Origin of the sequence: Novosphingobium sp. SG754, from assembly GCF_013149315.1 — a bacterium.
GTDB lineage: Bacteria > Pseudomonadota > Alphaproteobacteria > Sphingomonadales > Sphingomonadaceae > Novosphingobium > Novosphingobium capsulatum.
In genome coordinates, this window is the sequence record NZ_JABGCC010000005.1 from 514316 (window position 1) to 534223 (window position 19908).

Annotated in this window: 19 protein-coding genes and 1 pseudogene; 9 read left to right on the forward strand and 11 right to left on the reverse strand. The window is 64.2% G+C overall.

Annotated features, from left to right (window positions below; genetic code table 11):
- Positions 1-119 precede the first annotated feature (119 nt).
- Positions 120-599, forward strand: coding sequence for a 50S ribosomal protein L13 (rplM, locus tag FHW97_RS15485; protein ID WP_022675321.1), 480 nt, complete (start codon positions 120-122; stop codon positions 597-599).
- 2 nt (positions 600-601) lie between these two features.
- A complete protein-coding gene (gene rpsI / locus FHW97_RS15490; protein ID WP_022675320.1) occupies positions 602-1147 on the forward strand; it encodes a 30S ribosomal protein S9 in 546 nt (181 codons plus the stop codon).
- 106 nt (positions 1148-1253) lie between these two features.
- On the opposite strand, the gene FHW97_RS15495 is transcribed toward rpsI, so the two are convergent.
- The 4 genes from FHW97_RS15495 to coaBC form a co-directional block, all read right to left on the reverse strand.
- On the reverse strand, positions 1254-2357 hold the full coding sequence (locus FHW97_RS15495) for a helix-turn-helix transcriptional regulator (protein WP_171799269.1): 1104 nt from the start codon (positions 2355-2357) through the stop codon (positions 1254-1256).
- A 76-nt stretch (positions 2358-2433) separates the two neighbouring features.
- Positions 2434-3567, reverse strand: coding sequence for an aminotransferase class I/II-fold pyridoxal phosphate-dependent enzyme (locus FHW97_RS15500; protein ID WP_171799270.1), 1134 nt, complete (start codon positions 3565-3567; stop codon positions 2434-2436).
- Positions 3568-3575: 8 nt separating this feature from the next.
- The gene (gene dut / locus FHW97_RS15505; protein ID WP_107716318.1) at positions 3576-4055 is read right to left on the reverse strand and encodes a dUTP diphosphatase; all 480 of its coding nucleotides are present in this window, start codon (positions 4053-4055) and stop codon (positions 3576-3578) included.
- Entirely contained in the window at positions 4052-5281 is a 1230-nt protein-coding gene (gene coaBC / locus FHW97_RS15510; RefSeq protein ID WP_171799271.1) for a bifunctional phosphopantothenoylcysteine decarboxylase/phosphopantothenate--cysteine ligase CoaBC, read from the reverse strand. Before coaBC ends, dut begins: the two co-directional genes overlap by 4 nt.
- Positions 5282-5432: 151 nt before the next feature.
- On the opposite strand from coaBC, the gene FHW97_RS15515 reads away from it, so the two are divergent.
- Together FHW97_RS15515 and FHW97_RS15520 are read left to right on the forward strand one after the other, a co-directional pair.
- Positions 5433-5852 (forward strand): hypothetical protein, encoded by a 420-nt coding sequence (locus FHW97_RS15515; RefSeq protein WP_022674586.1) that lies wholly within the window; start codon positions 5433-5435, stop codon positions 5850-5852.
- 6 nt (positions 5853-5858) lie between these two features.
- The gene (locus tag FHW97_RS15520) at positions 5859-6263 is read left to right on the forward strand and encodes a hypothetical protein (RefSeq protein ID WP_211183227.1); all 405 of its coding nucleotides are present in this window, start codon (positions 5859-5861) and stop codon (positions 6261-6263) included.
- 101 nt (positions 6264-6364) lie between these two features.
- Here the strand turns inward: FHW97_RS15520 and FHW97_RS15525 are convergent, their stop codons facing one another.
- Genes FHW97_RS15525 through FHW97_RS15535 form a run of 3 tightly spaced genes read right to left on the reverse strand, consistent with a single transcriptional unit; the run spans position 6365 to position 9885 of the window.
- Positions 6365-7501 carry an acyltransferase gene (locus FHW97_RS15525; RefSeq protein WP_171799272.1) on the reverse strand — a complete coding sequence of 379 codons (1137 nt, stop codon included), beginning with the start codon at positions 7499-7501 and terminating at the stop codon, positions 6365-6367.
- A complete protein-coding gene (gene ubiB, locus FHW97_RS15530; RefSeq protein ID WP_171799273.1) occupies positions 7498-9132 on the reverse strand; it encodes a 2-polyprenylphenol 6-hydroxylase in 1635 nt (544 codons plus the stop codon). The genes FHW97_RS15525 and ubiB overlap by 4 nt, the downstream gene beginning before the upstream one ends.
- Before the next feature lie 15 nt (positions 9133-9147).
- Positions 9148-9885 (reverse strand): class I SAM-dependent methyltransferase, encoded by a 738-nt coding sequence (locus FHW97_RS15535; RefSeq protein ID WP_022674590.1) that lies wholly within the window; start codon positions 9883-9885, stop codon positions 9148-9150.
- 60 nt (positions 9886-9945) lie between these two features.
- On the opposite strand from FHW97_RS15535, the gene mutM reads away from it, so the two are divergent.
- The 5 genes and pseudogenes from mutM (at position 9946) to FHW97_RS15560 (ending at position 15115) form a co-directional block, all read left to right on the forward strand.
- Positions 9946-10758 (forward strand): bifunctional DNA-formamidopyrimidine glycosylase/DNA-(apurinic or apyrimidinic site) lyase, encoded by an 813-nt coding sequence (gene mutM / locus FHW97_RS15540; RefSeq protein ID WP_168352075.1) that lies wholly within the window; start codon positions 9946-9948, stop codon positions 10756-10758.
- Positions 10759-10833: 75 nt separating this feature from the next.
- Positions 10834-12666 carry a diguanylate cyclase gene (locus FHW97_RS15545; RefSeq protein ID WP_253941801.1) on the forward strand — a complete coding sequence of 611 codons (1833 nt, stop codon included), beginning with the start codon at positions 10834-10836 and terminating at the stop codon, positions 12664-12666.
- A 100-nt stretch (positions 12667-12766) separates the two neighbouring features.
- Positions 12767-13189 carry a transposase gene (locus tag FHW97_RS15550; protein WP_169041455.1) on the forward strand — a complete coding sequence of 141 codons (423 nt, stop codon included), beginning with the start codon at positions 12767-12769 and terminating at the stop codon, positions 13187-13189.
- Between the two features lie 29 nt (positions 13190-13218).
- A complete protein-coding gene (gene tnpB, locus FHW97_RS15555) occupies positions 13219-13545 on the forward strand; it encodes an IS66 family insertion sequence element accessory protein TnpB (RefSeq protein ID WP_211185600.1) in 327 nt (108 codons plus the stop codon).
- A 31-nt stretch (positions 13546-13576) separates the two neighbouring features.
- Positions 13577-15115: pseudogene (locus tag FHW97_RS15560) on the forward strand (IS66 family transposase).
- A 298-nt stretch (positions 15116-15413) separates the two neighbouring features.
- Here FHW97_RS15560 and FHW97_RS15565 read toward each other — a convergent pair.
- The 4 genes from FHW97_RS15565 to FHW97_RS15580 all read right to left on the reverse strand — a co-directional run bounded on the left by FHW97_RS15565 (position 15414) and on the right by FHW97_RS15580 (position 19601).
- Positions 15414-16313, reverse strand: coding sequence for an HNH endonuclease (locus FHW97_RS15565; RefSeq protein ID WP_168352076.1), 900 nt, complete (start codon positions 16311-16313; stop codon positions 15414-15416).
- 373 nt (positions 16314-16686) lie between these two features.
- A complete protein-coding gene (locus FHW97_RS15570) occupies positions 16687-17655 on the reverse strand; it encodes a nucleotidyl transferase AbiEii/AbiGii toxin family protein (RefSeq protein ID WP_168352077.1) in 969 nt (322 codons plus the stop codon).
- Complete coding sequence (locus FHW97_RS15575; RefSeq protein ID WP_171799274.1) at positions 17648-18523, reverse strand: hypothetical protein; 876 nt, start codon at positions 18521-18523, stop codon at positions 17648-17650. Before FHW97_RS15575 ends, FHW97_RS15570 begins: the two co-directional genes overlap by 8 nt.
- 556 nt (positions 18524-19079) lie before the next feature.
- The gene (locus FHW97_RS15580; protein WP_168352079.1) at positions 19080-19601 is read right to left on the reverse strand and encodes a hypothetical protein; all 522 of its coding nucleotides are present in this window, start codon (positions 19599-19601) and stop codon (positions 19080-19082) included.
- Between the last annotated feature and the right edge of the window lie 307 nt (positions 19602-19908).

Below are 19908 nucleotides of genomic sequence, written 5' to 3' on the forward strand. Positions count from 1 at the left end.
CAAAGGCCCGGTTTGCTTGACTCTTGGGGCGCTTTGCAACAAAGGCGCGGTTCTTCACCCCGTTTGTGCCAAGTTCGGTACGCGATGGGGTAACCCATCATCCAGGGAACCGAACAGCCATGAAGGCTCTCAGCAAGGTCACCCGGTCGATCAAGCCGGCCGAGGTGGAAAAGAACTGGCATCTTATTGATGCCGAAGGCCTGGTGGTCGGCCGCCTCGCCGTCATCATCGCCAACCGTCTGCGTGGCAAGCACAAGCCCAGCTTCACGCCCCACGTCGATTGCGGCGATCACGTTGTCGTGATCAACGCCGACAAGGTGCGCCTGACGGGCAACAAGCTCAAGGCCAAGACCTATTACAAGCACACCGGCTATGCCGGCGGCATCAAGGAAGTCACCGCGGACAAGGTCCTGGGTGGTCGCTTCCCCGAGCGCGTGCTGGAAAAGGCTGTTGAGCGCATGATCCCCCGTGGTCCGCTCGGCCGCGCCCAGATGCGTGCGCTGCACCTCTATGCCGGTACCGAACACCCGCATGGTGGCACCCAGCCGGTGGCGCTCGACGTCGCCTCGATGAACCGCAAGAACAAGGTGGGTGCCTGATCATGGCCGATAACGACACCGTCTCGAGCCTGGCCGACCTCAAGAACCTGACGTCTGCCGCTCCCGCTCCTGCTGCTGCCGAAGCGCCCGCCGCCGAAGGCGACGCGCCGGTTGCGCCTGCTGCTCCCACCGCCCCGCTGCGCGATCGCGAAGTCGACGCTTTCGGCCGTTCCTATGCCACCGGCCGCCGCAAGGATGCCGTGGCCCGCGTGTGGCTCAAGCCCGGCAGCGGCAAGATCGTGGTCAACGGCCGCGACCAGGAAGTGTACTTCGCCCGTCCGACCCTGCGCCTGGTGATCAACCAGCCGTTCCAGGTTTCTGACCGCGAAGGCCAGTACGACATCATCGCCACCGTCAAGGGCGGCGGTCTGTCTGGCCAGGCTGGCGCCGTGAAGCACGGCATCGCCCAGGCTCTCTCGAAGTTCGAACCCGCGCTGCGCGGCGCCGTCAAGGCCGCCGGCTTCCTCACCCGCGACAGCCGCGTGGTGGAGCGCAAGAAGTACGGCCGCGCCAAGGCACGCCGCAGCTTCCAGTTCTCGAAGCGCTAATCGCGCTTCGCCTTGCGGTTCTCGAACCACCAGGCACGCTTCGGCAAAGAACGCATCAAGGGCTGGCCTTAGGGCCGGCCCTTTTTGTTTGCAGGTTACGCGCGGGTCAGGATGCCGCGTCCGCATCGGCCGGGCTGCGCAGCGAGGCGAGCAGGACGGCCAATTCGCTCTGGCGGGTCACGCCGGTCTTGGCGAAAACGTGCTTGAGCTGGGTGCGCACGGTAGCGGGCGAGGCGGCGTGGCGCTGGGCGATATCGGTTGGTGACAGGCCCTGGGCCACCGCGCGGGCGACGCGGGCTTCGGCCGGGGTCAGGTCGAACAGCGCGCGGATCAGGTCGGCGCCCGGCACGCTGGGGTTGCCGGCGCTGGCCAGGATGATCACCGCGCCGGCGCTGTCAAAGGCATCGTGGCCAGCCCCGCGCAGCGGCACGAGGTGCAGGGCATGGCGGGCCAGGCCGGCCGCGTCGCGCAAGGGCAGCGAGGCACCGCCGGGGTTGCCGCTGCCGGCCTGCAATCCCATGATCGCGGCGCGCAATTGGCTGTCGCAGGCAGGGTGCAGGGCGCGCAGGGCGCCGGCGCGCTGGGTCAGCAGGTGGTCCATCGCCTGGGTGAAAAGGGCGTTCATCGCCTCGATCCGGCCAACCGGATCGATCACCGCCGCTGCCACGCTCACCAGTTCCAGCGCACCGACCGCGGCCGACAGGCGCTGCATCCGCAATTGCGCGCTCAGCGCCAGGGCGCGGGCGAGGTGCGGCCGCAGGCTGTCGAGCTGGCGCGCCGCCGTGCGCGAGGCGGCATGGCTGGAAAAGCCTTCCACTGCCAGGATCAGGCCATCGTCCCCCGCGCCCTGAACCAGCGTTGCCGCGCCGGCGTCGGCACGGTGCGGCGTGAGGAATTGCGCATAGATTGGCAGCGTCGCCAGTTCTTGCGAGGTGTGCAGGTCGCTGTCGGTCAGGAAGCCGGGATGCGCGCCGCGTTCCATCAGGCGGCCCACGCGCGTGTTGTGGGCGTTGAAGCCCTGCTCCATGAACGCCTCGGTCATGGCGCGCACGCCATCGGTGGAGGTGATCGCCATGCCTTGCGGGCCGATGCGGATCAGGTTGCTGCCTTGTGCGCCCAATCGCTCGGCCAAGGACTGCAATACCGCCAGCCAGCGTTCGGGCACGGCCGCCGCTTCATAGATATCCCCGATCAACCCCGCATCGAACATGCCCGCCAAATTACCTGCCCACCCGTTCCCCACAGGCAGGTTAGCGCAGATTGTTACAGGAAAACAGCCGGCTTGATCAGAGCTTCCGCTTTTCGAGATAGGCGCGGAAGGCCGCGATGCTGTCGGGCACGTCGGCCCGGCCAAAGCCGATACGGAACCGGTCAGGGGGGACAGGGCCCAGTTCGGAATGATAGATGCCCGAAGGCAGCAACAGCACGCCGGCCTGGGTCACCAGGTCTTCGCAGAACGCGTCCACCGTACCCGGTCCGCGCCAGCGCGGATAGCCCACGCAGCCGCCATCCGATCGCGACCATTCGAACAGGTGTGGATAATCGGCAAAGAATGCATCGAGCAGGGCAAGGTTGGCGCGCACCAGGACGTTGTTGCGCCCAACGATGCGCTCTGCCGCACGCAGGGCGATGATGCCCAGCGCTTCGCTCGGCGCAGAGTTGCAGATCGACAGGTAGTGCTTCATCCGCTCCATGCGCGAGAGCAGTTCCTGGTCCTGACAGGCGATCCAGCCGATGCGCAGCCCCGGCAGGCCATAGGCCTTGGACAGCACATTGAGCGACAGGCCGCGCTCATAGATATCGGCCACTTGCGGCAGGTGCCGCGCCGGGTCGGGGCCGAGCAGGCGATAGACCTCGTCGCTGAAGATCCAGATGCCATGGCGGCGGCACAGCGCCACCAGCCCATCGAGCGTGGCGCGATCGGGGATGCAGCCGGTGGGATTGTGCGGGAAGTTGATCGACACCAGCCGCGTATTGGGGCGGATGGCGGCAGCCACGCGATCGAGATCGAGCCGCCAGCCCTGGTCGGGATCGAGCGGCACCCCCGTGACGGCGCAGAGCGAGAGCGGCACGGTTTCGGCGGCCTGGTAATTGGGCGTGATGACGATGGCGTGATCGTCTGCCCCCAAGAGCACGTGGTTGGCGACATAGATGCCTTCTTCCGCGCCGGCAAAGCACAGCACGTTGTCAGGCGTCATGGTGTCATAGGTGCGGGCGATTTCCGCGCGCAGCACCGGCGCGCCGAACGTCTGGGTATAGCCCAGCCATTGCGCGTCGAAGGCGGCGGCATCGGCCGGATCGGCCAGCGCCAGCAGTTCGCGCACCGTCATGCTTTGCGCGTCGGATGCGGTCAGGTGATGGCGGGCGGCAAATTCCCAGTGCGAGAAATAGGCCTCCAGGCGGAAATCGGGCAGGTTCATGCGCGCGCTCAATTACCCAGGGCAACCACGCCGCCGGTCGAGCCGAAGCCACCAGCCCCGCGCGCGGTATCGTCCAGTTCGCCCACCTCGAGCCAGGTGCCGCGCACCACCGGCGCCAGCACCAGTTGCGCCACGCGATCGCCGCGCTGGATCGAAAAGCTTTCGCTGCCGTGGTTGATCAGGATAATCTTGAGTTCGCCGCGATAGTCGCTGTCGATCGTGCCGGGGGCATTGGGCACGGAAATGCCGTGCTTGAGCGCCAGGCCAGAACGCGGCCGCACCTGGATTTCAAACCCGTACGGGATCGCCAGGGCCAGGCCCGTGGCCACGGCATGGCGGGCGCCCGGCGCCAGGTCCAGATCCTCGGCCGCAACCACGTCCATCCCGGCAGCACCATCGGTGGCATAGGCGGGCAGGGGCAGCCCCTCGCCATGCGGCAGGCGCTTGAACATGATGGGGACCGGGCTGGAATGCGATGAGACGGTCATGCGGGGGTTCCGTTGGCAAGTGTGTGGGCGATGCGGGCGACGATGGCCTGGGCCACGGCGTCCTTGGGCATTTCGGGCAGGCTGTCCACGCCCTCGGCATCGATGATGTGGACGGTGTTGGCCATCCCGCCCATGACGTCGCCCGAAACGTCGTTGGCCACGATCCAGTCTGCCCCCTTGCGCGCGCGCTTGGCCACGGCGTGGGCAATGACATCGTTGGTTTCGGCGGCAAAGCCGACCACCAGCGCGGGCCGGCGCGGATCGCGGCACAGCGTGGCGAGGATATCGGGGTTTTCCACCAGGGCGAGCGGCGGCGGGGTGCCGCTGCCATCCTTCTTGAGCTTGTGCGCGGGGGCATCGGCGGTGCGCCAATCGGCCACGGCTGCCACCATCACCGCCACGTCTGCAGGCAGGGCAGCATCCACTGCGGCGGCCATCTCGCGCGCGGTTTCCACGTCGACGCGGTCAACGCCTGCTGGCGTGGGCAGGGTGACGGGCCCGGCCACCAGCGTCACGCGCGCGCCGGCCTGCGCGGCGGCGGCGGCGATGGCAAAGCCCTGCCGCCCGCTCGATCGGTTGGCGATATAACGCACCGGATCAATCGGTTCATGGGTGGGTCCGGCGGTGACCAGGACATGGCGCCCGGCGAGTGGGCCAGGCATGGATGCGGCGCACGGGCTGGCGCTGTCGGACAACTCGTCTTGGATCGCCGCCCAGATCACCTCGGGTTCGAGCAGGCGGCCGGGGCCGAATTCGCCACAGGCCATCGCGCCGACATCGGGTTCCAGGACGGTCACGCCCGATGCGCGCAAGGTGGCGACATTGCGCACGGTGGCGGCATGCTGCCACATGCGCACGTTCATCGCCGGCACGGCCAGCACCGGCTTGTCGGTGGCGAGCAGCAGCGTGGTGGCAAGATCGTCGGCAATGCCGGCGGCCATGCGCGCCAGCAGATCGGCCGTGGCCGGGCACACCACCACCAGGTCTGCCTGGCGCGACAGCTGGATATGGCCCATTTCCACTTCGTTCTTCAGATCCCACAGCGTGGTGTGCACGGGGTTTTCGCTGAGCGCGGCCAGCGTCATCGCGGTCACGAAATGGGCGCCGCCCTCGGTCAGCACGCAGGTGACATCGCCCCCGCCCTTGCGGATCAGGCGGACGAGTTCGCAGGCCTTGTAGGCGGCAATGCCGCCTCCGACGATCAGCAGGATACGCGTGGATGGCATGACGCGGCTTGTGCCGCCTTGCCGCGGCAGGCGCAAGGTTTTGCGCCAGGATGGGGCGAAAACGGCGGATTTGCGTCGTTCATTTTCTTTGCAAGCTGTCCGAAAGTTTGTCAGACTTGCGACAAATAGAACAGGGCGTTGGAGAGACTCGATGCGTGTGGTGCTGACCGCGCTCGTGCTGCTGGCCGGGCTGGTGGATCTGATCATTGTCGGCTCTTCGCTGCTGACGCCGCATGATGGCGCCGAACTGGCGCGCGCGGCGCATGGTCTTTCGATCATCCGCGCGCATTGCACCTCGTTCTTCAGCGTGGCCGCCGTGGCGATGATCGCCGGCGCACTTTGGCGTAACGGCGATCTGCTGCTGGTGCCCACGTTCATCTTCATCGGCGCCCTGGCCGAACGGCTGGTCAATCTCGTCGCCTTCGGCACCTATGCCAACTGGCTGCTGCCGATGGTGCTGGACGTGGCGCATATTGCCCTGCTGCTGGGCGCGCGGCACGCATTCCGCCAGGCTGATGAAGACGCGGTGCCTGCACCTGCCCCCGCGCCGCACCGCGCCAACCTGGCCTGAACCGCGATGCCGATCCGCTTTGCCCTGACCGCACTGGTATTCCTGCTCGGCCTGTTCGATGTCTTCATGGCCGCCTCGTTCCTGTTCACGCCCCACGCCGGTGCGGCGATCCTGGGTGTGAGCGCGGCGGTTCCGGCCGGCTGGGCCACGATCCGCGCCGATTTCACCGCGTTTTTCGGCGTGGCGGCGCTGTGCATGATGGTTGGCGCCTGGCGCCGCAACGGCGACCTGCTGCTGGTGCCGGGCCTGCTGTTTGGCGTGGCGCTGCTTGGCCGGGCGCTCGATCTGGCGCTGGTTGGCGCCTATCCGGGATGGGCCCAGCCGATGGCGGTGGAAGCCTTGCACGTCATCGTGCTGGGCGCCGCCTGGCGCATCCTGCCGCACCACCGCGTGGGGGAATTGGCAGGGTAGGGCGCTTGTCGCCCTTCTACAGGCTCAGGGCGAACGAAGCCGGAGTGCAAGGAACTGGCTCCGATCCCCGTTCGGGCTGAGCTTGTCGAAGCCCGCCAGCGCTACGCCCGAGCGGCCTTGCCACTCCATCGCCCCGCCCAGCGCAGCACCGCCTTTTGCGCCGGGCGTTCGATCCAGCGGTGCGAGGCAAAGCCGGCCGCCACGGACGCCACCAGGAAGAAGATCAGGAATGCAGGTTGCTGCGCGATGGCGCGGCTACCCAGCGTGGCATCGATCAGCAGCACCAGCGCCACCTGCATCGGGAAATGCCACAGGTAGATGCCATAGGACGCCTCGCCCCACTGCCGGCCAAAGGCGAGCAGGTCGTGCTTGTCGGCCAGGTCGATCGCCAGCGTGGCAAACAGCACGGCAAAGGTTCCGGCCAGGATCGTGGCGTCTTCGGCGTGGTAGCGGGTGGTGGCGATCCAGGCGGCGGCAACGCAGGCCACTGCGCTGCCCAGCAGCACCGGCACCGGCAGCCAGCCCCTGAGCGCGGCGGCATAGACCGCCACGCCCATGAAGAAATAGCCGATGCAGGTCAGCACCGGCTCGTCGGGCCAGCCCAGGAAGAACAGGCGCAGGACGATCACCGCCACCGGCAACGACACCAGCAAAGGCGCGCGGCGCATCGCCGGCAACAGCACCCAGAACGCCGCATAAGCGAGGATTTCGGTGGAAAGCGACCAGCTTGGCCCGTTGAACGATTGGTTGTGCTGCCAGCCCCAGTAATGCGCCAGCGGGATCGAGAGCAGGAAATGCTTCCAGTCCTGCTCGTGATAGATGAACGCCGTGCCGTTGATGTGGGTATAGATCGCCTGCAACCCGGCCACGAGCACCAGCGTCAAGAGGTGCAGCGGCCACAGGCGCGCCACGCGCGCCAGCCAGAACCGCTGCATCGCCGTGCTGTCGGCAAAATAGACATGGGCAAAGACAAAGCCCGAGACCGCCCAGAAATACTGCACCGCCATGTGGCCATAATCGAACAGCCAGCGCAGCGGGTGATAGAGCGGGATCATCGCGGCGCGGTTGACGTGAAAGCCATAGCCGACCGGCGGCACGAAGAAATGCTGGTAATGCCAGAACAGCACGAAGAACGCGGCAATGACGCGTGACAGGTCAAGCGCGTTGAAATGGCGCTTGGCCAGCCGCAGCCCGGGCAACGGTGCCGGGCGCGGTGCAGGACCGGCAGCCGCGTTCACGGATGGCGATGCCAATCATCGGCCGGCGGTGGCGGCGGCATGTCGTGCGGATGGGGCGGATGCGGATGGTGCCAGGCCTGAAGCCCCAGCACTGCCGCTGCACCCAAGGCTGCGGCCAGGACCAGCCCGGCCCAGCCACCCGATCCGCCTTGCGCCTGGCCATCGCGGCGCTTGCGCTCCCACATCAGGTCGACATGGGGCAGGGGTGGGGCTTCGGGCGCACCGCCCTTGGGCGGGAAGCGTTCCTCGATGCGGCGGATCAGGGCGGGCACGCGCAGCAGCGTGGCGGCATCATCCTGCACGCGCTGGGCGATCGCGGCTTCCGGCCCCAGTTCGTCGCGGATCCAGTTGCGCACGAATGGCGCTGCCGTTTCCCACATATTGATATCGGGATCGAGCTGCTGCGCGATCCCTTCGACCATCACCATGGTCTTTTGCAGCAGCAGCAGGTGCGGCTGGGTCTGCATGTCGAAATCGCGGGTGATGGCAAACAGCCCGTCGAGCATCTGGCCAACCGAAAGGTCTTTCACCGGGCGGCCGCGCATCGGCTCGCCCACCGCGCGCAGCGCCGTGGCAAACTCGTCCACCGAGTGATAGCTCGGCACGTATTGCGCCTCGAAATGGATTTCGGCCACGCGCTTGTAGTCGCCCGTGGTCAGGCCATAGAGAATTTCGGCCAGCCATTGCCGCGCCTGGCGATCGATCCGGCCCATGATGCCGAAATCGATCGCGGTGATCGTGCCATCGGCTTCCACGAACAGGTTGCCCTGATGCATGTCGGCATGGAAATAGCCGCCGCTGATCGCCTGGGTCAGGAAGGCCAGGACCAGGCGGCTGGCCATTTCCTTGCGATCGTGGCCGGCGGCATCGATCGCGTCGAGATTGCTGATCTTGACGCCATCGATCCAGTCCAGCGTCATCACGCGGCCATTGGTGCGGTCCCAATCGATGCCGGGCACGCGATAGCCGGGAAAGGCGTGCATCGCATCGGCCAGTTCCGACGCGCTGGCCGCCTCGCGGCGCAAGTCCACCTCGCGCGCGGTCCAGCGCTTGAAATTGGCGATGATCAGGCGCGGGCGCAGGCGCCCGGCCTCGCCACCCAGCGCCTCCAGATGCGCAGCGGCCCATTCATAGGTCTCGATATCGCGGGCCAGCTTTTCGCGCACGCCGGGGCGCAGCACCTTGACTGCCACCTTGCGCCCGTCGACCGTCCAGGCCTGGTGGACCTGCGCGATCGAGGCGGCGCCGACCGGTTCTTCGTCAAAGCGCGAAAACAGGCTTTCCAGCGGCCGCTCGAAACTCGTTTCGATCTCGCGCCGGATCAGCGCGAAATCGACCGGGGGCAGCTTGTCCTGCAGGGCGAGCAGGTTGCGCGCCGCTTCCTCGCCCACCAGGTCAGGTCGGGTGGCCAGCGTCTGCCCCAGCTTGATCGCCGCCGGGCCGATCGCGCGAAAGGCGCCGGCATAATCGGGCACCACCGGCTGGCGCGTGCCAAACCGGGCAATGCGGCACAGCCGGCGCACCGGCGCCGGCGTGTTGGGGCTTTCTTCCAGCAGGCGCAACGCGCCGTGGCGCGCCAGGATGCGGCCCCAGCCCAGCAGGCGGCGGATGTGGGTGGCAGGACGGGTCACGGCAAAGGCGCTCGCTTAGACTTTCCAGCCAGAGTGGATTGCCACCAGGCCGCCCAGGATCGGCTCCACCTTGGTGTGGCGGAACCCGGCGGCTTTGATCATGCCCTCGAATTCACCCATCTTGGGAAAGCGGCGGATCGATTCGATCAGGTAGCGATAGGATTCCGCATCGCCGGCAATGGCCTGGCCGATCTTGGGCACCAGCTTGTGCGAATAGGCATCATAGACTTCGGCAAAGCCGGGCCACTGCGTGGTGGAAAATTCCAGGCAGAAGAACCGCCCGCCGAACTTGAGCACGCGGTGCGCCTCGGCCAGGGCCTGGTCGATGCGGGTCACGTTACGGATGCCGAACGCGATCGTATAGGCATCGAAGAAGCGATCGCCGAACGAGAGTTCCTCGGCATTCTGGCGCGACCATACCAGGCCGTCGATGCCGCGCTCCATCGCTCGCTCGATGCCTACGTCGAGCATGTCCTGGTTGATGTCGGAAACCGTGATCGAGGCGCCCTCGCGCGCCATGCGAAAGGCGATGTCGCCGGTGCCGCCGGCCATGTCGAGGATCTGCTCGCCTTCGCGCGGTTTCACGCGGGCCACGAAGCGGTCCTTCCACACGCGGTGCATGCCGACGGACATGGCATCGTTCATCACGTCGTACTTTTTGGCGACGCTGGAAAACACCGCACCGACGCGGGCGGTCTTTTCCTCAGGGGTGACGTCCTCGTAACCGAAGGACACGCTATCCGGGCTGGTCATGGTTCAGGGCCTTTAAAGGGGAATTGCCGCAGGCGCAAAGCATGATAGCAGGAGCGCACGATGCCCGAACTACCAGAGGTTGAAACCACCGTTCGCGGGCTGGCGAGCATTCTTGCCGGCGAGACGATTTCCCGCGTATCCGTGCGCCGCGCCGATCTGCGCCGTCCGTTTCCGCCAGACCTGGCGCAGGCGCTGACCGGCGCGCGGGTCAGCGGCCTGTCGCGCCGCGCCAAATATGGCCTGATCCACACCGACCGCGCACGCACCATGGTGTTTCACCTCGGCATGTCGGGGCGCTGGCGAATCGACCCTGACGAGATCGGCAAGCACGATCACCTGGTGCTGGAAACCGGCAATGGCCATGTCCTCGCGCTCAACGACGCGCGGCGTTTCGGCTCGGTTGACCTGGTGGACGACGACGCGCTCGATGCCTGGGCGCCGTTCGCCGCGCTGGGGCCCGAACCACTGGGGCCGGGGTTGACCGCGCAGCACTTGGCCCGCGCCTTTGTCGGCCGCATTGCCGCGATCAAGCTCATGCTGCTCGACCAGCGGATCGTCGCCGGGCTCGGCAACATCTATGTGTGCGAGGCGCTGCACCGCGCGCGCATCCATCCCGAGCGCGAGGCTGGCACGGTCTCGCTGCCCGCGCTCAAGCGGCTGGTGCCGGAAATCCGCGCCGTGCTCGAAGAATCGATCGCGGCGGGCGGCTCGACCCTGCGCGATTATGCCCGGCCCGATGGCGAGCTGGGATATTTCGCCAAGGATTTCCTCGTCTATGGCCGCGAGGGCGATCCATGCGCCTGCGGCCGGCCAGTGGCGCGCGTGGTGCAGGGCGGCCGATCGACGTTTTTTTGCAGCGTGTGTCAAAAGTAACATTGCCGAGGTCGATTTCTCTTTAGCGGCTCGTCTGTTACACCACGCCTTCGGGTCAAAACAGGTTGGGTCGCCTTGGTCGGATCGCTGTCTCATCGTATCGTTTTGCTGTGTGCCGCGCTGGCTGGGCTGATCGTGATCCTGGCCGGTGCACTGCTGACGGTGACGGTGCAGATGCACAACGACCTCGGCTGGCTCGATCATTCCTCACGTGTGTTGCGCACGGCCAACCATGCGCTGGGCAGCCTGCGCGTGGCCGAATCCGGCCAGCGCGGCTTTACCCTGACGCACAACCCCGATTTCGCCCGCGCGGTTGGCCCGGCCCTGGCGGCGGCAAGGCGCGACAGTGCGGAACTGGTCACCCTGACGACCGACAACGGCGAACAGAACGAGCGGGCGCGCCAGTTGCAGGTGCTGGTCAATGGCCGCGCCGATACGCTGGAGGCGACCGCCAACCTGGCGCGCCGCGGCGCGTTCGACCAGGCGCGCGCGGCGACAGCGGCCGGGCGCGGGCTGGAACTGATGCAACTGGTCGATGCCAAAGTGAACGACCTGCTGCTCGACGAGCGGGCGCTGGCGGGCGATCGCATGGCGGCGGTGGAACAATTGCTGCGCGTCACGCGCTGGCTGGTCATTCTCGGCACGCCGTTGACGCTGCTGATGCTGGCGCTGGTGGCGCGCTCGCTGATCCTGCGCATCCGCCGCCCGGTGGGCGCGATGCTGGCGGTGATGGGCGATCTTGGCGCCGGGCAGCGCCACGCGCGCATTTCCGGCGAAATGGGCTCGCGCGAGTTCGAGCGGCTGGCCAGTGGCTACAACGCTATGGCCGATGAACTGCAACGCGCGGTGGCCAACCAGGCCGAAGCGGCCGAAAACCTTCGGGCGGCCAATGCCGCGCTCAGCCACAATGCCGATACCCTGCGCGAACGGGGCGAGGTGATCGAGATCCTGGGCGGCATGGCGCATCGCATGCAGGCCGCGCGCACCGACGATGAACTCGCCGCGATCATCCGCGTGTTCGTGCCACGCGTGCTGCCGCAGATTCCCGGCGCGCTGTTCGTGCACAACAATTCGCGCAACTTGCTGGTGCCCACGGCCACCTGGGGCGGGCTGGAATCGGAGCAGACCGGCTTTGCCCCCGAAGAATGCTGGGCGCTGCGGCGCGGGCAAAGCCACTATGTGGACGAGCCTGGATCTGACATCGTGTGCCCGCATGTCGGCGCCGGGGCCGATCACTACCACTGCGAACCGCTTCTGGCCGGTGGCGAGGTGATCGGGGTGCTCTATCTCAAAGGCACGATCGGCACCGAAAACCGCTTTCGCCTGGCAGTGTTGAGCGAGAACATCGCCTCGGCCCTGGTCAATCACCGCCTGCAGCGCGGCTTGCGCGAGCAGACCATCCGCGATCCGCTGACCGGTCTGTTCAACCGCCGCTATCTGGAAGAAACGCTGGCCCTGGAAATGGCCCGCGCCTCCCGCTCGGGCGCGCCGCTGACCGTGGTGATGTGCGATATCGACCACTTCAAGCGCTTCAACGATGAATTCGGCCACGATGCCGGTGACCAGGTGCTGCAGACGGTCGCGGCCGAACTGCGCCGCCGCTTCCGCGATGGCGATGTGGTCTGCCGCTTTGGCGGCGAGGAGTTCGTGGTGATCGCGCCAGCGACGGACGCCAACGTGCTTTCCGCCAGGGTGGAAGAAGTACGCCAGGCGATCAGCCTGCTGACCGTGCGCCAAGGCGAACGCGCCCTCGGTTCGGTCACCATGTCGTTCGGCCTCGCCACTTGGGCGCCGGGCATGGACCGCGAAGGCGTGGCCCTGCTCAAAGCCGCCGATGCCGCACTCTACGCCGCCAAGCGCGAAGGCCGCAACCGCCTGGTGATCGACCCGCAAGCCCTGGCGGCGTGAGGCATCGGCCTGCTGCACAGATGGCGCAGAGCCACGGCGTGGGTAAGCGGTGTTCTGCCGGCACCTTGCGCGGCCTCGGGGCGGTGGTTGAAGTGGGGGGATGGACGAGCACCGCGTTACGACCGCATTGGACACCCACATTGGAGTGCCTCTGAAGCCTACTGGGCGGGTCGAGGTCCTTGGCCGACTGTCAGGTCGGCGCCGCGTTTGGACGGTTGAGCAGAAGCTGGAGTTGGTCACCGAGATGGAGCGCTGCGATAACGTCGCGGCCTTTGCTCGCGAGCGGGAGATCAGCACGGCGCTATTGTACACGTGGCGCAGGGAACTGCGGTACGCGATGGAGGCCGCCAAGCTTCCGCCACGCGACGAGCCCATGTTTGTGCCGGTCGTGGGTGGCTCACCGCTGAGCTCGGGCGATAGCATTGAAGTCGAAGTTGGTGGTGCCGTGGTCCGGATAGGACAGGCCGTCAGGACCGATCTGGCCGTGGCTATCATTCAAGCCCTGCAGGCGGGAGCCAGCTGATGATTGGGATCGGTCCAGGTGCGAAGGTTATGGTCGCCACGCGCCCGGTGGATTTCCGCAAAGGCCCGGACGCGCTGGCTGCGCTGGTTGGCGCGGAGTATGGCGGCGATCCCTATTCCGGCGTGATCTATGTGTTCCGGGCCAAGCGCAGCGACCGGATCAAGCTCGTCTGGTGGGATGGCACCGGGCTATGCCTGATGGCCAAGAGGCTGGAGTCCGGCGGGTTCAAGTGGCCGGCGATCCGGGACGGCGTGATGCGGTTGACGGCGGCGCAGTTGGGCGCCTTGCTCGAGGGTCTGGACTGGCGCCGGGTGCACGGCGGACGCCGCCCGATCGCCCCGCAGATTGCCGGTTGACGGGGGTTCCACCTGCTGATTCACTGCCGCAATGCTCATGGAAGCGGACCTGCCAGAAGACATTGAAGCGCTCCGTGCGTTCGCCCTCGAGCAGTCTCGCAAGCTGGCCGACGTGATGGTCGCCAAGGGTGAGTCCGACGCAGAGATCGAGCGGCTTCAGTCCATCATTGATGCGTTCATGCGGCACCGGTTTGGCCGCAAGTCCGAGCAACTCGATCCAGACCAACTCGAACTCTGCCTGGAAGATATCTAGACAGCGCTCGGCAAGGCCCGCGCTGTCAGCGAGGCGGTGGTCACGAAGGCTGGCGGCGAGCGGCCCCGCAAGGCCAACCGCGGCTCGCTGCCTGCGCATCTGGATCGGATCGAACAGGTCATCGACGTCGAGGATAAGTCCTGCGCCTGCTGTGGCGGCGCGCTCCACCAGATCGGTGAGGACGTGGCCGAGCGTCTCGACGTCGTGCCGACCACCTTCCGCGTGCTTGTCACCCGCCGTCCGCGCTATGGCTGCCGTTCGTGTGAGAGCGCGATCGTCCAGGCACCGGCCCCGGCGCGGATCGTCGAGGGCGGCATCCCCACCGAGACGCTGATCGCGCAGGTGCTGGTCGCCAAGTATGCCGATCACCTGCCCTTATACCGCCAGGCCCAGATCTACGCGCGGGAAGGCATCCAGCTCGACCGATCCACCCTGGCGGACTGGGTTGGTCGGGCCGCCTGGTACCTGCGCCCCTTGCGGGATCACATCCTGGAGCGATTGCGAAGATCCGAGCGGTTGTTCGCCGATGAAACCACGGCGCCGGTGCTCGATCCCGGACGCGGGCGGACCAAGACAGGCCAGCTCTGGGCCTATGCCCGCGACGATCGACCATGGGGTGGCGGAGATCCGCCGATGGTGGCCTATGTCTATGCTGCTGACCGCAAGGGCGAGCGGGCCGAAGCCCATCTGGGTGACTTTGCGGGCATCCTGCAGGTCGATGGTTTTGGCGGCTATGCCGCTCTGGCCAAGCGCCGGCAGCAGGTGAGCCTGGCCTTCTGCTGGTCGCACGTGCGGCGTAAATTCTACGAGTTGGCCGACAACTCGCCGGTTGCCACCGAGGTGCTGCGCCGGATCGCCATGCTCTACGCGATCGAGGACCAGGTTCGCGGCACCTCGGCCGAGGTGCGCCGCGCCGTGCGCGCAGAACGGGCCCGCGTCATCGTCAATGACCTGCACGTCTACCTCGAGGCGCGGCTCCGGCAGGTCAGTGCCAAGAGCAAACTCGCCGATGCCCTCCGCTACGCGCTCACCCGCTGGACTGGCCTGTCGCTATTCCTCGACGACGGCCGCATCGAGCTCGATTCCAATACCGTCGAGCGGTCGATTCGGCCGCTGGCCCTCAATCGCAAGAATGCGCTGTTTGCCGGCTCCGACGAGGGCGGTGACAACTGGGCGGTCATCGCTACGCTGATCGAGAACTGCAAGATCTCCGGCATCAACCCGCACGCCTGGCTGTCCGGGACGCTGACCAAGCTCGCCAGCGGTCATCCCGCGAACGCCGTCGGCGAACTCATGCCATGGACGGCCGTGGCATGAGGACACCGCTTACCGGCGTGGTGATTGGTTTTGGACTGATTTGGGAGGTAGCGGGAATCCAATTGATAAACTAACAATTTGATATGATTTCAGTATGTTGTGTGATTCGAAAATCGGTCCATCACCCGTGCCCCTGTCAAGGAAAATGTGACCGGGTTCGGTTCTCACGAGCGGAATCCAATCCCCGATTCGGCCGAGTCGCAGACCATATCTTCGCGCCTCATTCCGTCGCCGATTGGCACCGGAGCAGGGGAATAAATTCGGTACGACTGCCGCCCAGAAAAATGCAGCAGCAGCTTCAGAGCTTGAAGCGGTGCTCCCGGTGCCACCTGACAAATTGCGGATGCGGGCGATCAGCTTCGCGCTGTGGCAGCAAGATTCGGCCAGTGGCATTGATGACCGATCGGATGCTGTCAGGATCATTGGCCTGCCGCGAAATCATGATACGCATGTCGTCGTCCAGTCCGATCAAACCTCGGTCGAACATCCAATGTGCGGTGCCGGAAAGGGCCAAGCCGTTGCTCACAATGTCAGGCCCACTAGCTTCCACGGGGCGGATGTGAGCGGCCTCAACTTCGGCCCGCCCGCCACCGTTGATGAGCTTTAGCCCGGTGACGGCACAGCGTTCATCATAGGCTCGCAACACAATTCGGCGAAACACGCGATCGCGCACTACGCGGGAAACGATAGCGGAAACGCGTTCCCTCGCCTCATCGAAAACAAAGGGGACTGGCTCTTCACGAACAATCTGTTCGTCGATTAGGAAATCTGTCCGTGGCAGCAGCGGCTTCTCATCGGCCAATCCGGCTGCCACGATACGATTGAAGTCGCTGGAGGACAGGCCGCGAACGGCGGCTTGAGCTCGCCCGGATATGGCTCCAACCTCGTTGAGCAGGCCGCGTTCGATCGGCCCATCTTCATCAGAAAATGGAACAGGGCTTGCGAAATCCAGATAGCTGCCGGGCGCGATCAGAGCGAGGTACATGCCGGACGTTGTCGGGTCGGCGATGATACGCTCGACTTTGGCCACTGCGTAGTAGCCTCGCGTGCCTGTAACCTTTCTCGGCTCGTAGTAAATAATCCAGTCGCCGACGCAGGCTCGGGCGCGTTCCAGATACTGTTTCGGAAACTGATATCGCTCGGCCGGGGTGTCGTCGTAGATCGAATCAGAACGATGGATGAACACGCCGAATGCCATGGCAGAAAGATAGCCCGAAGGCAGCCTGTCGAAAAAGGTTAAAGTTCGCGGCTTAAGATTGGGTAGTATGACGTCGTAGCCTTACTGGCTACCGATCGAATCGTGTTGTCCGGGTGTGAGCCGACAACAGCGGGTGAGCGCCAGTCAGGGAATTGCCGCCTTAATTGCGGACATTCAACGCCTCTTGTCATCTCATCAATAGCTTCCTTCCGTTCATCTCATACGAGAAGCCCTCCAAAAAATCCGGTCCGTTTCAATGTCGGGACTTTTGCGTCAAAAGCGTAGGAGACCAGCCTCCACTAGCGGTATTTCATAAACTCGCCACTAACTGTCGTCGCGTCGAACGCAGTGCGAAAGGCTTGGTAGAAGGCGGTCAGCTTCGCGGAGCGATCACAGGAGAACTGATCGGTGATAGTGGCGAGATAAGAACTTGATCCGGCTTTGGCGACCAGGGAAGTGAGCGATAGAACGCATCGACAATTGCGAAGCATTCCTCAAAATCAGGCAAGGCGCCGATTTCGATCTCAAGGGTCGCCCATTCTTTAAAGGCACGATCACGCACCTCGGGCCTGGCCAATGATTCTGGCTCGGGTGTTGGGCAATTCATGGTGCGCGCGGCGCATTTTTCGTAAAGAAGCTTGAGAAGGCGTGCCTTTTCGCCTTCATCGAACTCGAAGCGCTTGAGCAAGGAGGCGATATCGTAGAAATCCTGCCTACGGCCCCGATTGCGCCTCTCCTGCTGAAGGAGTGCGCGGATTTTTTCGGTAATGAGGTCGTGAAGCGAGTAAGCTCCAATTGCAGCGCCGTCGCCAAATGTGACAATCTGGATCGCGCCGACCGGCTCCTTGAAGGAGATATCGACCTCAAGGATCTGTGATGATTTGCCCTCCTCGAAATGACGCTCCTGAGGCGATCCGCGCAGGGCATAGCCAATTTTGACCTTCAGAGCTGGGCCGGTTGACTCGGCAAATTTTGCACGAGACGGCAGATAGCGGCATGACTGGACCGCACATCGCAGGTCTGGATAACCCAGGCGCGCTGCTGCGCGGGGGAATGCAGCGTTCAACTCATCCCTGAGTGCATCGGCGATCGCTGGTTCGGGCTCGCTGATTGCGGTAAAATCGATGTCGCCAGTTTGGCGGGGGCTACCATAAACCACCCCCATCAGGATCCCGCCCTTGAGAAATATCTCGCGGGAGAAGCGTGGTGTCATGGCTAAGGCCGCCAGGAACACTTCGGTTGCCTGGCGCTCGACATAGGCCACCGGATCGGCCTTGGCCCGGTCGATCCAATCCTCGATATTGACCTGGATCGTCTTTTCGACCGGCACGGCGTCAGGCATTTAGCGAAAGCATCCATTTTTCGGAGAAAATCGGAGAAAATGGCTTGCCTGGGTCCAGCACGCGGCTTGATCCGCGCTGGGCATAGGCAAGCCATCCTTGAACACGGAGATCGTCGATTCCTAGAACACCTTCCAGAATATAGCCTGCCCGGACCTTGAGGATAGGCTTTTCAGAACTCCCAACAACCTCGATGATTTCGTCGAGGAAATTTCCGGCATGTTCCCGCCAGACATCCATGACATGGAGCATGCCGCCGCAAAGATCAGGGCTATCGATCATCTCAAGGAAGGTTTGCCCGATCGTTGCGATGCGAACGAAGCTTCCTCGGACATTCATGAAATTGCGGTAGAATTTCGTGGCTACAAGGGAGAGGCGGCGGTCGCGAACGATATCTGGATGGGTGACGGCCTTTAGGCGTTCAACGTCATGGTCCAGATCGAAAAAGACGTCACCGAAATCCGCTTCCATTTTGCTGTCGAGCATCTCCCGGCGCAATTTCGGGGTGGGCTGCGTCATTAGGAGTGCTTCGGGTCTGCGGTTGGTCAGGCCATATCGCTGCATGGCCGATAAGTGGCTGACGTAACAAAATGGGTCGATGCTGCAGACCAGTTCCTCTGGAGAGAGGTCGGGCTTTGAGACAATGCGCCATTGGCTAGCATAATCGATATCCGGGCGAATATGGCCATGCACACGCAAAATCTCGCGAGTACGCCGGAAGCTTACGCGCGTCGGCAGCCTATCCCGAAGGTAACGTACGTTCCCGCGTTGGTAGAGGGCTACGACGATGCGGAATAACTCATAGTTGCTGAGGACTGGCTTGTCCTGCTGATCGAGCTCGGCGAGCAGCGCTTGGGCCAGTTTGGTCACGCGAAGGCTATGACGCAAAGGCGTTGAAATCTGCTGCTCGGTCCCGACCATATGATCCAGCGATATAACCCTTGTCCTAAGGACAAGGGTTATATCGCTGGAGGTAATCTTGTCAAGATTCTTTGAGCAGCTGCCGCAAGGGCAATTTGACAGCTTTGCATCTATGCACTACCCTTTCCATCCTCAGGATGGAAAGGGTAGTGCATAGCCTGCAGCTTGCCTTCAACATGCTTCTTTGATCTATCATCCAAGCCGGCATTGGCCTCGAAAATCGCTAATGACCGGGCTTCTTACGTCTTCCCGAAAAGACCATCTCCGGCGTGCGGGCTCCATCGCAAATGTCAAACCTGGAGAGATAAAGGCAGCGGCGCATATTACTTGGAATGACCATCAAAGAGATTTCCGTTTCCACAATGGTGGCCGAGTCCCTTCGCTTTGGCGATTGCCGCCCCAATAGCAGACGTTCAGGCGCCTGAGTTCATACGCTGGAAGCGGTCGTTTGTTTATCGATGTCGCTGGCCCCATGAATGGCCTGAGTTTGGTGGCAAGGCGAGAGTCAGCTATCGCCGAAATCAAGATCGACCAGCTTTGCTATGAGATCATCGTCGAGGTTCATGACGGCCTCGGCAACGCGGTGATGACCCTTGGCGATCGCTAGCGCGGACATGACGGATAGGAGCGTCGGTTCGTCCCAATCCTCGTGAAGGTATTGTACGACGCACCGCGCAAGGCGTGAAATGGCATCGCCATACGCCTGAGCGAGATCAGCTGGAACGGGAGGGCCTTTCCCGCTAGCTCGGGCGATCTCGATCGCGGCGGGCAATTGGAAAAATCTGAAATCTATGGGACCCGCCGCATTACAGCCAATCTCGACGATGTGTGGTAGCGCCGCATAGGACGCATCATACACGTCGCCTTGGTGACAAAGGCTCGACCAGAGCGTGAACCATGGCTCGCTGTCATATCCGGTTTTCGGGCCTGTCACATGAGTGAGTTGGCGAAGCAGTTCTGGAATGTCGGCCGCACTCCCGTAAGCGTGCGAAAGCTTCAGCCAGCGCGGGTCGTCGAGTTCGATCATGGCTGACCCTAAGCAGCCTAACCGATGACTGCAACCGGGCGCGAGCTGCCGATCTGGTTATCGCCCGGGCCTTCGCCACGATCGCCGCGATAGCGGTCGTTCATGGCGCCAGAGCTAATCGGCAGAACCTGCCCTACATTCAGGCGCAGATCGCGAGGCGTGAACGACGAGATTTGGGACTTGTACGAACCCGCTGGCGCGGGAGTGGCGCTTGTTTTGAGGCCTGGCCAGTGATCGGCTGTCTGGGTCTAAGTTGAGGTCTGGCCCGAGTAGGCAGACGATTCCGGCTCCTTTCAACCAAGGAGTC